A 14,881-nucleotide genomic window follows, 5' to 3' on the forward strand; every position below is an offset into this window, starting at 1 on the left:
AACTCTCCAAAAAAGAATCCAAAACTGGCAAAAATCGATCAAGAGCAAAAATGCTACAAAAACGATCAAACCAACAAACAATTGGCATCAATCATTCGACACGCTGTTGAGTTCTCAAAAAACGACCAGACACTCACGTCCGCGCAGCAGGCGCCACGCATCAGCAAGAACTGTGCATCTTGGTTGATGTCCACTCGACTCTTGGGCGGCAAGTCCAGAACCGGAGGCTCTCGACTCTCGCGCACTTGGCTCCGAGCGACGTTGTCAGCCTAGCAGACCATCTGACCGGCTTCAAAATCCGATCAGCCAGTCTTTGGTGGGCGGTTACGAAGGGCTTTCGCTCTCCGCTGTGCCGCCCCGTTGGGCTGACATGAAGAACAGTAGACCACCGACGCGCGAACTACCAAATCGGGGCCATTCCGCCATTTTTCCGCGGTCTTCGTCGCTCGACGGCCGCGGAACCGACGACCAGAACGACCAGTGGCCGGCAGCGAGCTTGCTCGTGCCGGCGACGGCGCACGAGAACTCCATCGAACGACAGGTCCGCGCACCCAACAGCCGAGATCAGGCAACCGACAACACGTGGACGGCCGCAAGACGACGACCAAAACAGTCGGTGTCCGCCACGAGCGACGCTCGTGGCCGACACCGACTGATTTGCGAGGAGTCGAAGCAGACAGCTCGGCTCAGTCGACCAGCAGGCTCAGCAGATCGGCGCGGGTCAGGACACCGACCGGCTTGCCGTCCTGCACCACCATCACCGCGTCGTGTTTGTTCAGCAGGTCGCGTGCTCCCGACACGCGCTCGCCGGCGCCGATCATCGGCAACGGCGCCTCCATGTGACGCTCCACCGGGTCGGCCAGGTGTGCTGCCCCCGTGTAAAGCGCGTCGAGCAGCTCGCGCTCGCTCACCGAACCGGCGACCTCGCCGGCCATCACCGGTGGCTCTGCCTTCACGACGGGCATCTGCGAGACGTCGTACTCACGCAGGATCTGGATCGCATCGCGGATGGTCTCGTTGGGATGGGTGTGCACCAACGCCGGCATCGAGCCTGCCTTGGCGGACAGCACGCTGCCTACGGTCTGCTCCTCCGCCTGCTCCGGGAGGAACCCGTAGCTGCCCATCCAGGTGTCGTCGAAGATCTTCGACAGATAGCCGCGGCCGGAGTCCGGCAACAGCACCACGACGGTCGCCTCGGCAGGCAGCGTCGCTGCGTGTCGCAGCGCGGCCACGACCGCCATACCGCAGGAGCCGCCCACGAGCAGGCCCTCTTCGCGGGCCAGCCTCCGCGTCATCGCGAAGGAGTCGGCGTCGCTGACCGCGATGACGTCGTCGACGACCGACGGATCGTAGGCCCGGGGCCACATGTCCTCGCCGACGCCCTCGACCAGGTAGGGACGGCCGCTGCCGCCCGAGTAGACCGAGCCCTCCGGGTCGGCGCCGATGATCCGCACCCGACCGCCGGGTCGGTCCGCGGAGACCTCGCGCAGGAAGCGGCCGGTGCCGGTGATGGTGCCTCCGGTGCCGATGCCGGCGACGAAGGAGGTCAATTCACCGTCGGTGTCGGCCCAGATCTCCGGACCGGTCGAGTGGTAGTGGGAGTTGGGGCCCTCGGGGTTGGAGTACTGGTCGGCCTTCCACCCGCCGGGCGTCTCCGCGGCGATGCGGTCCGAGACGCTGTAGTAGGAGTCCGGATGCTCCGGCGGCACCGACGTCGGTGTCACGACCACCTGGGCGCCATACGCCTTGAGCACGTTGCGCTTGTCCTCGCTGACCTTGTCCGGGCAGACGAAGATGCACCGGTAACCCTTGCGCTGGCCGACGAGGGCCAGCCCGACACCGGTGTTGCCCGAGGTCGGCTCGACGATGGTGCCGCCCGGCTGCAACGCTCCGGACGCCTCGGCCGCCTCGATCATCCGCAACGCGATGCGGTCCTTGACCGACCCTCCGGGGTTGACGTATTCGACCTTGGCCAGAACGGTGCACGCGATGCCCTCGGTGACCTTCGACAGACGGACCAGCGGGGTACCACCCACCAGATCGGCAATGTGCTCAGCGAACTTCATGCACCGATCGTCTCAGATGTCGGATGATCGCGGGGCCTCATGCCACACACACCCGGCGGACCCGTCGCGGCGAAATGAGAGCATGGGCACCCACGGACGATGACGACATACTAGCGGCAGCAAGGGCGGGTGAGGCAGCGATGAGCCGGGCATCGGTGGCGCGCAAGGTCGCCATGTACACGGCCGAGATCGCCGGGGTGGGCGCGGCTGGGGTCCTCGGCGGATGGGGTGTGCTCAAGGGCGAGGCCGCGATCGCCCGACGGGTCGTCGGTCAGCCGTTCGACGGTGCACCGGACGACAACGGCACCTACGGGGCCGCTCCCGGCGAGCCGATCGACCTGCTGGTGCTGGGAGACTCGACCGCCAAGGGCATGGGCGCGGACAACGCGAGCCAGACCGTCGGGGCGATCATCGCCGCCGCCGTGGCCGCGTTCGCCGGGCGGCCGGTCCGGCTCACCAACGTCGCAGTCGTCGGCGCGACCTCACCGGATCTGGGCGGCCAGCTGGACGCGGCGCTCGAGTCCGTGTCCCACCCGGACGTGGCGTTGATCATGGTCGGCGCCAATGACGTCACCAGCCGGCTGTCGCAGACCGACGCCGTCGAGCACCTGGCCGAGGCCGTCCGCCGGCTGCGCGATGCCGGTAGCCCGGTCGTGGTCGGGACCTGTCCTGACCTGGGCGTCATCAAGCCGGTGCCCCAGCCGCTGCGCCAGCTCGCTCGTCGGTGGTCGCGCCACCTCGCGGCAGCGCAGACCCGCACCGTCGTCGAAATGGGCGGGCGCACCGTCTCGCTCGGCGACCTGCTGGGGCACGAATTCTCCGACAGCCCGACGGTGATGTTCTCTAAGGACCGTTTCCACCCCTCATCCGCCGGCTACGCCCGTGCGGCCTCCGCATTGTTGCCGAGCGTGCTCGACGCGCTCGGCGAGGTCTCCCCGGACACCGGACGCAAACCGGACCGGTTGCGCGGCGAGGCCGTCCGCCCGGTCGCCTCCGCGGCTCGGCGGGCCGCCCGCGACCCCGGCACCGAGGTCACCGGCACCGAGGTCAAGGGTATGGCGCGCAACGCCCGCGGCCCCTGGGCGGTGCTGCTGCGTCGTCACCGCCACCCGCTGCCGGATCCCGAGACCGCCGGCACGGCAGCCGCCGACATCCCGACCGCTCCGCCCGGTGATGCGTCAGCGCACCGGTCGGACGACGCCGCGGACGACACGCCGCCCGACTCCCCCGCGGCGCACCACCCGATCGGCTCGGACTGACCCCGCTCGCGGCCGCCGGCAGAGGTTTACAGTCGGCGGTATGACGACTGAGGCTGACTGCATCTTCTGCAAGATCGTGGCGGGTGCGTTGCCCGCGGACAAGATCCATGAGGACGAGCACACCGTTGCCTTCATGGACCTCAATCCCGGCACCCGCGGCCACGCGCTCGTGGTCCCGAAACAGCACGCCAAGGACCTGCTCGAGATCGCTCCGGACCAGCTCGCCGCGGTCGCCCTGGCCGGCCAGTCCGTCGCACGGCGCGCGATGGATCGGCTCGGCGCGGACGGCATCAACCTGCTCAACTGCTGCGGCTCCGAGGCGTGGCAGACCGTCTTCCACTTCCACCTGCACGTCATACCGCGTTACGAGGACGACCCGCTGCAACTGCCGTGGATCCCCCAACCGGGAGACCCGGACGAGATCGCCGAGGTTGCCGCCCTGCTGCGGGACTGACGCCGACGGCCACGAGGTGCCGGCGGGCCGTCGGCGCGGACGCCATACACTCGAAGGCGGCATACCCGCGAGTAACATCCCGCGATCGGCCACAGCACGTTCCGAAGACCCGCTCCTGCATCGACGGAGGACCCCATGCCCGAAGCTGTCATCGTCTCCACTGCGCGCACCCCGATCGGCCGTGCGTTCAAGGGATCCCTGAAGGACATTCGCCCCGACGACCTCAGCGTGCAGGTGATCCGGGCGGCCTTGGAGCGGGCGCCCGGTCTCGACCCGAAGCTCGTGGAGGACCTCTACCTCGGCTGTGCCGAACCGTGGGCCGAACACGGGAGCAACATGGCGCGCGTCGTGTCGGTGCTCGGCGGCTGGGACCACCTGCCGGGCGCGACCGTCAACCGCTTCTGCTCCTCCTCGGTGCAGACCACCCGGATGGCGGCGCACGCCATCAAGGCCGGTGAAGGCGACGTCTTCATCTCCGCCGGTGTCGAGTGTGTGTCCCGCTACGCCGACTTCTCCGGCGCCGGCGGGAGCAACGTCGCCTGGCAGAACCCGAAGTTCGAGGAGGCCAAGACCCGGACCGAGCAGATCGCCAAGGACAACACTCCCTGGTCCGACCCGCGCGAGGACGGCAAGCTGCCCGACATCTACATCGCGATGGGCCAGACGGCCGAGAATGTCGCGACGCTGCGCGGAGTGAGCCGGGCACGCCAGGACGAGTGGGGCGTCAGCAGCCAGAACCGCGCCGAGAAGGCCATCGCGGACGGCTTCTTCGCCCGGGAGATCGCGCCGGTCACCCTGCCGGACGGCACGGTCGTCAGCACCGACGACGGCCCGCGTGCCGGCGTCACCCTGGAGAAGGTCTCCACGCTGCAGCCGGTGTTCCGGGAGAACGGCACCGTCACCGCCGGCAACTGCTGCCCGCTCAACGACGGCGCGGCCGCGGTGGTGGTGATGAGCGACACCAAGGCCGCCGATCTCGGCCTCACCCCGCTCGCCCGGGTGGTGTCCACCGGCGTCTCCGCGCTGTCGCCGGAGATCATGGGCCTCGGGCCGGTCGAGGCGTCCCGTCAGGCGCTGCAGCGGGCCGGTATGACGATCGACGACCTGGACCTCTACGAGATCAACGAGGCGTTCGCCGCGCAGGTGCTGCCCTCCGCCGACGACCTCGGCATGGACTTCGACAAGCTCAACGTGCACGGCGGCGCCATCGCGCTGGGCCACCCGTTCGGCTCGACCGGCGCGCGGATCACCACCACGCTGCTCAACGGCCTGCAGGAAAGGGACGGCACCTTCGGTCTGGAGACCATGTGTGTCGGTGGCGGTCAGGGTATGGCGATCATCTACGAGCGGCTGTCCTGAACCTCGACGCCGGAACGTAATTCGGCCCCGGACCGCACGTGCGGTCCGGGGCCGAATGGTGGCCGGTGGGGTCAGCTCGTGGCCCCGGCGACCTCGTCGCCCGCGGTGGCCACCTTGCGGGTCCACTGGTAGACACCGGCGATCAGCACGACGAAGAGGACCGCACCCAGGCCCTCCGACCAGTGCAGGAAACCGTCGCCGACCACGGCGAGCGGCGAATCCTTGCCGGTGGCCGCGACGATCGCCGCGAGCAGCACCCCGAACAGGCTCTCCCCGACGATGAAGCCGGTCGCCACCAACACGCCGAGCCGCTTGACCCGCACCGGGTTCGCCGTGTTGCGGTCGGCCCACCGGTCGTAGAACGTCCCGATCACCGCACCCAGCGGGATCATCAGCGTCAGCGAGATCGGCAGGTACATGCCCATGCCGACGGCCAGCGGCGGCAGCCGCAGCCGACCGGTGGTCTTGCCCAGCACCTCGTCGATGACGATCACGACGACGCCGATGGCCGCACCCAGGCCGATCAGGCCCCAGTCGAGGGAGCCGCCGAAGACACCCTTGGCCAGCGATGAGATGAGCGACGCCTGCGGAGCCGCGAGCGCGTCCTTGCCGGCGCCCGGGGCGCCCAGGAAGCCGAAGCTGTTGTTCATCAGATCCATGATCGGCGGTATGACGAGTGAGCCGAACACGACGCCGATCACCAGCGCCACCTGCTGTTTCCACGGCGTGGACCCGACCAGTTGACCGGTCTTGAGGTCCTGGAGGTTGTCGTTGGAGATCGTCGCGACACCGAACACGATCGCAGCGGTGAAGAGGGTGAAGGCCACCAGCGCCTCGGCATGTGCACCGCTGCCGCCGCCGAACATCGCCTTGATGAGCAGAGCGGCTGCCAGCACCACGAGGATGCCGACGCCGGAGATCGGGCTGTTGGACGAACCGATCAGACCTGCCATGTAACCGCAGACCGCTGCGACGACCAGGCCGATCAGCAGCACGAAGATCAGGCTGAGCACGATGAGGCCCACCAGGCTGCCCCTGAGGTTGGTGTCGTGCGCAAAACCCCACAACAGCAACGCGATCGGGATCAACGACAGCAGCACGATGCCGGCGACGATGGTGATCGGCATGTCGCGCTCGGTGACGTCCAGCTCCTCACCGCCCTGCCGCGCACGGTTGGAGACGATCGCGTCCTTGATGCCGCCGATGATGGGGCCGATGATCTTCAGCAGCGTCCAGACTGCGGCGACCGCGATCGCACCGGCGCCGATGAAGCGCACGTCGGTGGCGAACACACCACTGACCGCGTCAGTGATGTCACCGTGAGCGGGCAGGTGACCGGAGGACTTGATCGGCAGCAACACCCCGAACGAGATGAGCAGGCCGACGATCATCGCGATGCCGACGCCGAGACCGACGAGGTGCCCGACACCGATGAGCGCGAGCGAGAGGCTGGAGCCGATCATCGTGCCGCCGCTGCCGACATGAAACACCTTCTGCAGCGATCCGGCGACGACCTTGAGCGCCGCCAGCAGCGAAAACGCCGCCGCGGCAAGCGAACCCACGATGATGACGCGCAGACCGCGCTTGTTCTCGTCCGCACCCTCCCGGGTGTCGCCGACTTTGAGCACCTCGGCGCCTGCGACGCCTTCGGGATAGGGCAGGTCGGATCCCGTGACCAGGGCGCGACGCAACGGGATGGAGTAGGCCACTCCGAGAATGCCGCCGACCAGGCAGACGGCCATGGTCGTCCAGTAGGGGAAGCCGTTCCACCAGCCCACGATCACCAGGCCGGGCAGCACGAAGATGATCGCCGACAGCGTGCCCGCCGCGGAGGCGATCGTCTGCACGATGTTGTTCTCGACCACCGAGTGGTCGGCGAAGTAGCGCAGCACGGCCATCGAGATGACCGCCGCCGGGATGGAGGTGGCGAACGTCAGGCCGACCTTCAGGCCCAGATAGACGTTGGCCGCCGTGAACACCAGGGTGATCAGACCGCCGATGACAATGCCGCGGACAGTCAGCTCCCGCACGACCGACCGGCCCGCAGAGCTCTCAGCGGACATGGAATGGAACCTCCTCGATGGAACACACGAACCAACCCACCCTAAACGCGTCGGCGCTCACGCCCGAATCCCGCCGTACCCGAGCGCCATACGCTGTGGTGGTGGACGACGTCACGACCGAACTGCGGCGGGTGACCCGACGCTGGCAGCAACTCACGGCGCAACAGACCCGCGAAAACGCTTCGCTGCTGCGCGATCTCGCGCAACAGCTGGCCGACCGAACCCGGCGCGAGCAGGCGCTGGAGCCGCTCGACATACCGGACCTGGGGGACGCCGTGCTGGCCGAGCAGCTGACCGTGACGGTGTATGACGCGTGCCGCACGGGCCTGGAGTCGCTGGCGCTGCAGGGCCTGACGCAGGTGCGCCGCGCGCTGCCCTGACGCTGCTCAGCGCAGCGGCGCCAGCACGGCGCGGTAGCGCTCGAGGTGCTGGGCGTCCGGCCGGAGATCGGACAGCACCCGGAAGATCGCGGCGCGCAGCATCGCCTGTCGGGGCGCACCTCGCGTCCAGTCCTGCATCAGTGCCGGATCCGCGCCGCACCACATCACCAGGTCGAGCACGGCCACTGCGTCGCTCCAGCGGACCGGGCGCCAGTAGGGGGCGAAGTCGATGACGACGGGGACATGGGCAGCATCCACCAGCACGTTGCCGGCCAGGTCACCGTGCACCAGCTGCTGCGGACCGAGGTCGTCGTCGGTCCGCAGCATCAGCAACTCGCGCGCCAACTGCGCCTGAGCACAGGAGTATTCGTCCAGCTGGGCCGCTCCGTGCGCGAAGGCGATGCGTTCGGCACGATCCCAGCGGCTGCGCGGTGGTTGTGCGGCGAGGGGCCACCGCCCGATCGCCCGGGCCAGCTCGGCGTGCAGCAGTGCGCCGGTGGCACGCACCACGGCCGGGTCGGTGCAGCTCGTGCTGCCCGGCTCGTAGCGGCTGGCGGACCACCCCTCGACCACCCAGTTGCCGTCACGGGCCGGGATCGGCATGGCGACGCGGACGCTGCGGCGAGCGCGGGTGTCCAGGTCCACTGCCAGCCGGGCCAGGCGGGGGCTGAGCTCGTCGGCGGTCGGGCGGTCGCGCCCCGGGCTGAGCACCAGGTCACCGGCCAGGACGCTGCCACCCTGGCCGCCCGGCAGTCGCCGTAGGTCGTCCGGCACGGCAAAGAGGTCGAGCACGCGCTCCGACGGAAGCGCGTGCTCGACCTGCGTGCTGCTGTGGGCGGCCAGGACTACCGGCTCTGGATCCGGGCGAACAACCGCAGCAACTCGATGTAGAGCCAGACGACCGAGACCAGCAGGCCGTGCGCCATCAACCACGAGTACTTCTGCGGAAGCTGCGCGGCGACGCCGCGCTGGATCGAGTCGAAGTCGACCGCCAGCGAGTATGACGCGAGACCGACGGCGATCACACTGATGATGATGCCGAGCGGGCCGGTGCCGCCGACGCCGAACGGGTTGCTGATCGCGCCGGTCCAGACCAGGGCGACGTTGACCAGGGCGAAGAGCAGGTAGCCGACCGCCATCAGGCCGAAGATCTTGCGCGAGCGTTCGGTCACCCGGATGAGCCCGGACTTCCAACCGGCGAACATGCCGGCGAAGACGCACAGCGTCGCGAGCACCGCCTCGGCGACGACACCGGGGTAGACGCGGTTGAAGAAACCGCTGGCGGCGCCGACGAACAGTCCTTCGCAGACGGCATACGCCAGGATTAGCGGGACCGAGATCTTCCGCTTGAACGAGATCACGAAGCCGATGGCCAGACCGATGAACATGCCGCCCAGCCACAGGGCCATGCCGGCGCCTTGGTTCTCCTTGCCGACGAACCAGCCGACGGCCGCGAAGACCAGCAGCACCCCGAAGAGGCCGAGTGTCTTGGTGACGACGTCGTCCAGGGTCATCCGGCCGGCCTGGAGCGCAGTCGCCGACGGCGCGTCGTACATCTTCTCCAGGTCGGGTCCCTGCGGGTAGCCCTGCTGCGGGTAACCCGGCTGTTGCGGGTAGCCGTAGCGCGAGGCCTGCTGCTGTTCAGGAGTGCTGAACTGGCCGTACTGCGGCTGCGATCCGGTCAACCGCCCCTTGGACAGGTCCTCGTTGAACCGGTTGAACACCGGATTTGATGCCATGGCAGTCCCTAACGTTGATCGATCACTGTGACGGTTGATGCCTGGTCGCAGTCTAGGCGACCGGAACCACACGTACATCCTGGTCAACGTTGCGGCACACCGTCGGTGTTCCGCCCGGGTGCCGGTGGTTCGGCCTCGCCGCCGGTCGTCAGAACTGCGCCAGCACCGAGTGCGCAGCCTCTCGGACCGCGGCGCGGAAGACGTCGGAGCCGGCGATCTCGGCGTCGAAGACCTGTCCGATGCCGAGCATCCGGTCGACCAGTCCAGCGGCCGGTCCGGCGGCCCGCTCGCGCAGCACGTCGGCGAGCGGATCGCGCAACGGCAGTTCCTGACCGGCGACGTCGCGGCCGCGGCGCACATACACCATCCACGCGGCGATCGCGAGCGCGCAGTGGTGCGGGACGGCGCCGGCGCGGAGCCGATCCCGCGCGGTGTCCAGCACCCGGATCGGCAGCTTCTGCGAGCCGTCCATCGCGACCTGGACGGTGGTGTGTCGCAGGTGCGGGTTGGCGAAGCGCTGCAGGATCTGATCGCCGTAGGCCGCCAGGTCCACGCCGGGTGGTGTCTGCAAGGTCGGGAGCGCGTCTTGGCGCTGCAGTCCGCGCGCCGCCTCGAGCAGCGACTCGTCGGCCACCGCGTCGGCGATCGTGCGGTGCCCACTCAACGCACCCAGATACGCCAGCAGGGAGTGGGTGCCGTTCAGCATGCGCAGCTTGGCCTGCTCGTAGGGCGCCACATCCGCGGCGAGGGTCGCACCGGCCTGTTCCCATGCCGGACGCTCGGCGGCGAAACGATCTTCGATCACCCACTGCCCGAACGGTTCGGCGACGACGACGGCCTCGTCCCGCAGGCCCGAGAGCTGCGCCGCCTCGGCACGGTCCTGGTCGGTGGTCGCGGGCACGATGCGGTCCACCATCGTCGACGGGAAGGTCACCGCCTGCTCGAGCCATGCTGTGACGTCGTCGGGTCCGGACGCCGTCACCAGCTCGGTCACGAGTCGGCGCAGCTGTGACCCGTTGCCGGGCAGGTTGTCGCAACTGAGCACGCTGACCGGCTCGGCGCCTGCCCGGAAGCGGGCGGCCAGACCCGCGGCCAGCATGCCCACCGACGATCCGGTGCGGGTGTAACCCTTCTCCGTGATGGTGAGGGTCACCACGCGCACCGCGGGGTCTGCTATCGCGGCGAGCACGTCGCTCGGATCGCCGCCTCCATTGGCAACCCGTCGAACACACCCGACGACATGGAGGGACGAGCGGTCGGACGACTTGGTCAGCACGCCATACAGACCATCCTGCGGTTGCAACTGCTGCACGACCGTCGCTGACCGCCCGGTCACCGCCCACTCACCCCACCGGTCATCTCCCGTCGCCGCGCACGCTCGCTCGGTGTAGACCGCCTGATGCGCTCGGTGGAAGGCACCGATCCCGAGGTGCACCACACCGATCGAGAGGCTGCGAGGATCAACTTCCGGCAGGGTAACTGCGCCGACGCGAGCACCCGGCAACGTCGCGAGGGAGAGCCGATCCACTGCGTCAGTCCTTCGAATCCTCGACGCGGGCGACCAGCTGGGTCGGGTTGACGAAGCGCAACGCGACCACGAGCAGCACCAGCATCGACAGCATGTAGATCACGGCCATCGCGTCCACGGACTGCTGCGCGCGGATGCCGGCGCCCGTCATGGCGGTGAAGAGAGCCACGACCAGGGTGTTGGAGCTGGAGTCGGAGGTGAGGAATGTCAGCTCGAACATGCCGACAGTGCGCACCAGCACCAGCACCGCCGATGCGAGCATTCCCGGGATCAGCAACGGTGCCAGGATGCGCACGAACAACTTCGACGTCGAGGCGCCGCACATGCGGGCCGCGGACTCGATCGAGGGGTTGATCTGCTCGATGAACGGCGTCATCGTCAACACGACGAACGGCACGGACGGCACGAGGTTGGCGAGGATGACCCCGGTCAGCCCGGGAGCCAGGTGGTAGTAGTTCAGCAGCGTCGCGAGCGGGATGCCGTAGGTGATCGGCGGCATCATGATCGGCAGCAGGAAGAGCAGCATCACCAGCTTCGATCCGGGGAACTTCTTGCGGGCCAGGACGTATGACGCCGGCACGCCGATGAGCACCGAGAGCGCCACCACCACGATGGCGACGATCAGCGTCGTCAGCACCACCTGTGTCAGGTCGTACTGCGACCAGGCGGTGCCGTACCACTGCCCGCTGTAGCTGGTCGGCAGCCAACTGTCGAACCACTTGCCGGCGAAGGAATTGACCACGACGGATGCGATGACCCCGAACAGCAGGATCAGGAAGATCGCCATACCGCCCCAGGTCAGGAACTTCCCGGGTGACGCGACGATCCGGCGGCGGCGTCCGGTGGCCACCGGACGCTCGGCGAGAGCGCTCATCAGCCCTTACCTCCTGCCGTCGAACCCTTGTACATGGTCGATCGCAGCATCAGGACGATGCCGATCACGATCATCTCGACCACTCCCATCACGATCGCGGACGCGGACGCCAGCGGGTAGTTGAACATCTGGCCCCATGCGTTGTAGGCGACGTATGCCACGACCCGGGTCGAGCCGGACGGGTCGCCGACGAGGATCGCCGAGGGGAACACACTGAACGCCAGCACGAAGGTCAGGCAGAAGGTGGTGGCCAGGCCGGGTGCCAGCAGCGGCATGATGATCCGGCGGAACCGTTGTTTCCAGTCGGCACCGAGAGTCTTGGCCGCCGCCTCCAGCGACGGGTCGATCCCGGACATGTAGGACAGGATCAGCAGGAACGCGAAGGGGAAGCCGGAGATGATCAGCGACCACAGCACACCCCAGTAGTTCTGCACCAGTTGCACCGGGCCGAGGTCGAAGAGGCCGAGGAAGCGGTTGAACCAGCCGCGCGGACCGAAGAAGTTGAGCAGGCCCTCGGCCGTCAGCACGGTGCCCAGCGTGATGGGCACGACCAGGATGGTCGTCAGCAACCGCTTGCCGCGGAAGTTGCCGCGCATCATGTAGGCCAGCGGGATCGACGCGACGACGTTGATCAGAGCCGCCGGTAAGGAGAGCTTCAAGGTGATCCACAGCGAGTCCCAGCCGCGCATCTCGGGATCGGTGAAGAACGCCTTGTATGCGCCGAACATGCCGCCGTTGTTGGGGTGCAGCGACAGGTTGAGTCCGTAGAGGAACGGATAGACGAACAGCACGATGACGAACAGCAACCCGGGCACCAGCAGGAGCAGTGTGCGATCAATGCCGTGTTCGGCGAGCCGGTGCACCAGTGACGGCTTGTGCGACGGACCGTTCCCCGGCGTCTGCCGCCGCTTGTCGATCACCGGTGCGCTCATGTCGAGACACCAGCTGCTGCAAGGGTTTCTGCTGAGCGGTCGGGCGGTTCAGAGGTGTCAGCAGCCGGCGGGAACACCAGCACGCGACGCGCTTCTGCGGTCAGTCGCACCACCTCACCGGTGGCCGGCCGTGCGCCGGTCCGCACATGGACGGCCTCACCCGAGCGCAGGTGCGCCTCCACGGCGAACTCCCTGCCCTGGTATTCGACCACGTCGACGGTGGCGTCCACGGTGAGCGCGGCCACCGCGCCCGGGTCCCCGATCGTCAGGTCCTCGGGTCGGATGCCGACCTGCACCCGGTCGCCTGGGCCGAGCGGGCCGGCGGCGACACCGCGCGCCGTCGTGCCCAGGACCGAGACGCTCACCTCGCCGCCCTCGACCCGCTCCACCATGCCGTCGAACAGGTTGCGGTAACCCATGAAATCGGCGACATGTGCGTTGCTCGGTCTCTCGTGCAGTTCCTGCGGGGTGCCGACCTGCTGCACCTCGCCGTGTCGCAGCACGACGAGCCGATCGGCGAGCGACAACGCCTCCTCCTGGTCGTGGGTGACGTAGATCGTCGTCAGCCCGAGAGACTGGTGCAGGCGCCGGATCTCGGTGCGCATCTCCAGGCGCAGCTTCGCGTCGAGGTTCGACAGCGGCTCGTCCATCAGCACCAGTGGCGGCCGCAACACCACGGCGCGCGCGATCGCGACGCGCTGCTGCTGGCCGCCGGACATCTGGCCGGGTAGCTTCGTGGCGTGCGGCCCGAGCTGCACCAGCTCGATGGCTTCCGCCACACGACGCTTGATCTCGGCTCGCGGCACCTTGCGCATCTGCAGACCGAAGGCGATGTTCTTGCGCACCGACAGGTGCGGAAACAGGGCGTAATTCTGGAACACCATGCCGAATCCCCGCTTCTCGGGCGGCAACTGGTCCACTGGGTGATCGTCGAGCATGATGCGGCCGGCGGTCAGCGGCAACAGTCCGGCGATGCAGTTCAACGCCGTCGACTTGCCGCAGCCGGAGGGGCCGAGCAGCGCGATGAACTCGCCACGCTGGATCTCCAGGTCGAGACCGTGCAGTGCCGTGTGACCGCTGAAGCTGCGGGTCAGCCCGTCCAGCCGCAGGGTGTTGAAGTCCTCGTGTCGGCCGGTCACTGACTCCCCGCCTTCCCGCTGCCGACCTTCTTGTCCCACATGCTGAAGGCCTTCACCAGCTTCTGCGCGTCGATCGGCGTGACCACCGGGTGGGACGCGATGAGGTCGGCGTACTCGGGCCGGCCGTATTCCTTGATCACCTGCTGGCTCTTGGGCGGCGCCATGTCGATCGTCACGCCCTTGACCGCCGGCCCCGGGTAGAAGTAGCCGTCGTCGAACGTCTTCGCCTGCTGCTTCTGGGTGAGCGCGTAGTTGAGCACCTGCAGGATCGCCGACATCTTGTCCGCCGAGACGCCCTTCGGCACCGCGGCATACTGCGCGTCCGACACCCACTTGAACCCGTCGAGCGAGGTGACCTTGAAGTTCTTCGGCACCTGGTTGAGCGCCCGCGGATTGATGTCCCAGCCGGTGGTGGTCAGGGCCATGTCCCAGGCACCGGTCTTCAGGTTGTTCATCGTGACGCTGGTGCCGGTCGGGTAGGTCTTGACGTACTTGCCGAGCTTCTGCAGGTAGTCCCAGGTCTTGGTCCAGCCGTTGACCGGGTCCTTGGGGTCCTTGTCGCCCAGGATGTAGGGCAGCCCCATCAGCCAAGTGCGGCCGGGGCCGGAGTTCGCCGGTTGGGCGTAGCCGAACTTGCCCGGGTGCGCCTTGGCCCACGCCAGCAGTTCGTCCGCCGTCTTCGGCGGGTTCTTCACCTTGTCCGGGTTGTACTCCAGCAGCGGACCGGACGGGTAGTAGACCAGCTCGACGGCCTGGTCCTGGGCGAGCTTCTGCATGTTCGCCGCGGGTGCCTGGTAGTCGGCCATGTTGGACAGCCGGTCGGAGAACTTCTTCATGTTGACGAACAGGCCCTGCTCGATGCCGGCGGACAGCCCGTCGGTGCCGGTGAGCACCAGGTCGATGTGCAGGTTTCCCGCGTCCTGCTGCGCCTTCACCTTGCCGGCCATGTCCGGCGCTCCCGCGGTCTGCCAGGTGACCTTCGAGATGACGTCGGGGTGCTCGTGGGCGAAGGACGAGAAGATGTCGCCGGTCAGCTGCTTGTTGCCGGCGACGTCGAGGATGTTGAGGGTCACGGGCTTCGATGGTGT

The 14,881-nt window shown here is 68.0% G+C and carries 14 protein-coding genes; 5 read left to right on the top strand and 9 right to left on the bottom strand.

Annotation, left to right across the window (positions count from 1 at the left end):
- Nucleotides 1–273 (top strand): hypothetical protein (locus tag ACYVBN_RS17990; protein ID WP_460601710.1); only part of this gene is annotated, 273 nt, incomplete at its 5' end.
- A 413-nt stretch (nucleotides 274–686) separates the two neighbouring features.
- On the opposite strand, the gene ACYVBN_RS17995 is transcribed toward ACYVBN_RS17990, so the two are convergent.
- The gene (locus tag ACYVBN_RS17995) at nucleotides 687–2,066 is read right to left on the bottom strand and encodes a cystathionine beta-synthase (protein WP_460601711.1); all 1,380 of its coding nucleotides are present in this window, start codon (nucleotides 2,064–2,066) and stop codon (nucleotides 687–689) included.
- 140 nt (nucleotides 2,067–2,206) lie between these two features.
- On the opposite strand from ACYVBN_RS17995, the gene ACYVBN_RS18000 reads away from it, so the two are divergent.
- The 3 genes from ACYVBN_RS18000 to ACYVBN_RS18010 all read left to right on the top strand — a co-directional run bounded on the left by ACYVBN_RS18000 (nucleotide 2,207) and on the right by ACYVBN_RS18010 (nucleotide 5,138).
- A complete protein-coding gene (locus ACYVBN_RS18000) occupies nucleotides 2,207–3,325 on the top strand; it encodes an SGNH/GDSL hydrolase family protein (protein ID WP_460601712.1) in 1,119 nt (372 codons plus the stop codon).
- 40 nt (nucleotides 3,326–3,365) lie between these two features.
- Nucleotides 3,366–3,779 (top strand): HIT family protein, encoded by a 414-nt coding sequence (locus ACYVBN_RS18005; RefSeq protein WP_440282347.1) that lies wholly within the window; start codon nucleotides 3,366–3,368, stop codon nucleotides 3,777–3,779.
- Nucleotides 3,780–3,914: 135 nt separating this feature from the next.
- The gene (locus ACYVBN_RS18010) at nucleotides 3,915–5,138 is read left to right on the top strand and encodes an acetyl-CoA C-acetyltransferase (RefSeq protein ID WP_460601713.1); all 1,224 of its coding nucleotides are present in this window, start codon (nucleotides 3,915–3,917) and stop codon (nucleotides 5,136–5,138) included.
- Nucleotides 5,139–5,209: 71 nt separating this feature from the next.
- Here the strand turns inward: ACYVBN_RS18010 and ACYVBN_RS18015 are convergent, their stop codons facing one another.
- Nucleotides 5,210–7,201 carry an OPT family oligopeptide transporter gene (locus ACYVBN_RS18015; protein WP_460601714.1) on the bottom strand — a complete coding sequence of 664 codons (1,992 nt, stop codon included), beginning with the start codon at nucleotides 7,199–7,201 and terminating at the stop codon, nucleotides 5,210–5,212.
- 101 nt (nucleotides 7,202–7,302) lie between these two features.
- Between ACYVBN_RS18015 and ACYVBN_RS18020 the strand changes: the two genes are divergently transcribed.
- On the top strand, nucleotides 7,303–7,581 hold the full coding sequence (locus ACYVBN_RS18020) for a hypothetical protein (RefSeq protein ID WP_440282350.1): 279 nt from the start codon (nucleotides 7,303–7,305) through the stop codon (nucleotides 7,579–7,581).
- A gap of 6 nt (nucleotides 7,582–7,587) precedes the next feature.
- On the opposite strand, the gene ACYVBN_RS18025 is transcribed toward ACYVBN_RS18020, so the two are convergent.
- The 7 genes from ACYVBN_RS18025 to ACYVBN_RS18055 all read right to left on the bottom strand — a co-directional run bounded on the left by ACYVBN_RS18025 (nucleotide 7,588) and on the right by ACYVBN_RS18055 (nucleotide 14,866).
- Nucleotides 7,588–8,373: an aminoglycoside phosphotransferase gene (locus ACYVBN_RS18025; RefSeq protein WP_460601715.1), complete on the bottom strand. Its 786-nt coding sequence runs from the start codon at nucleotides 8,371–8,373 to the stop codon at nucleotides 7,588–7,590.
- Between the two features lie 53 nt (nucleotides 8,374–8,426).
- Entirely contained in the window at nucleotides 8,427–9,320 is an 894-nt protein-coding gene (locus ACYVBN_RS18030) for a Bax inhibitor-1/YccA family protein (RefSeq protein ID WP_460601716.1), read from the bottom strand.
- A gap of 148 nt (nucleotides 9,321–9,468) precedes the next feature.
- The gene (locus tag ACYVBN_RS18035; RefSeq protein ID WP_460601717.1) at nucleotides 9,469–10,848 is read right to left on the bottom strand and encodes a mannitol dehydrogenase family protein; all 1,380 of its coding nucleotides are present in this window, start codon (nucleotides 10,846–10,848) and stop codon (nucleotides 9,469–9,471) included.
- Between the two features lie 4 nt (nucleotides 10,849–10,852).
- On the bottom strand, nucleotides 10,853–11,722 hold the full coding sequence (locus ACYVBN_RS18040) for an ABC transporter permease (RefSeq protein ID WP_460601718.1): 870 nt from the start codon (nucleotides 11,720–11,722) through the stop codon (nucleotides 10,853–10,855).
- Nucleotides 11,722–12,654: an ABC transporter permease gene (locus ACYVBN_RS18045; RefSeq protein ID WP_460601719.1), complete on the bottom strand. Its 933-nt coding sequence runs from the start codon at nucleotides 12,652–12,654 to the stop codon at nucleotides 11,722–11,724. The genes ACYVBN_RS18040 and ACYVBN_RS18045 overlap by 1 nt, the downstream gene beginning before the upstream one ends.
- Nucleotides 12,651–13,793: an ABC transporter ATP-binding protein gene (locus tag ACYVBN_RS18050; protein WP_460601720.1), complete on the bottom strand. Its 1,143-nt coding sequence runs from the start codon at nucleotides 13,791–13,793 to the stop codon at nucleotides 12,651–12,653. Before ACYVBN_RS18050 ends, ACYVBN_RS18045 begins: the two co-directional genes overlap by 4 nt.
- Nucleotides 13,790–14,866 (bottom strand): extracellular solute-binding protein, encoded by a 1,077-nt coding sequence (locus tag ACYVBN_RS18055; RefSeq protein WP_460601721.1) that lies wholly within the window; start codon nucleotides 14,864–14,866, stop codon nucleotides 13,790–13,792. The genes ACYVBN_RS18050 and ACYVBN_RS18055 overlap by 4 nt, the downstream gene beginning before the upstream one ends.
- Between the last annotated feature and the right edge of the window lie 15 nt (nucleotides 14,867–14,881).

Source organism: Flexivirga lutea (assembly GCF_054778955.1).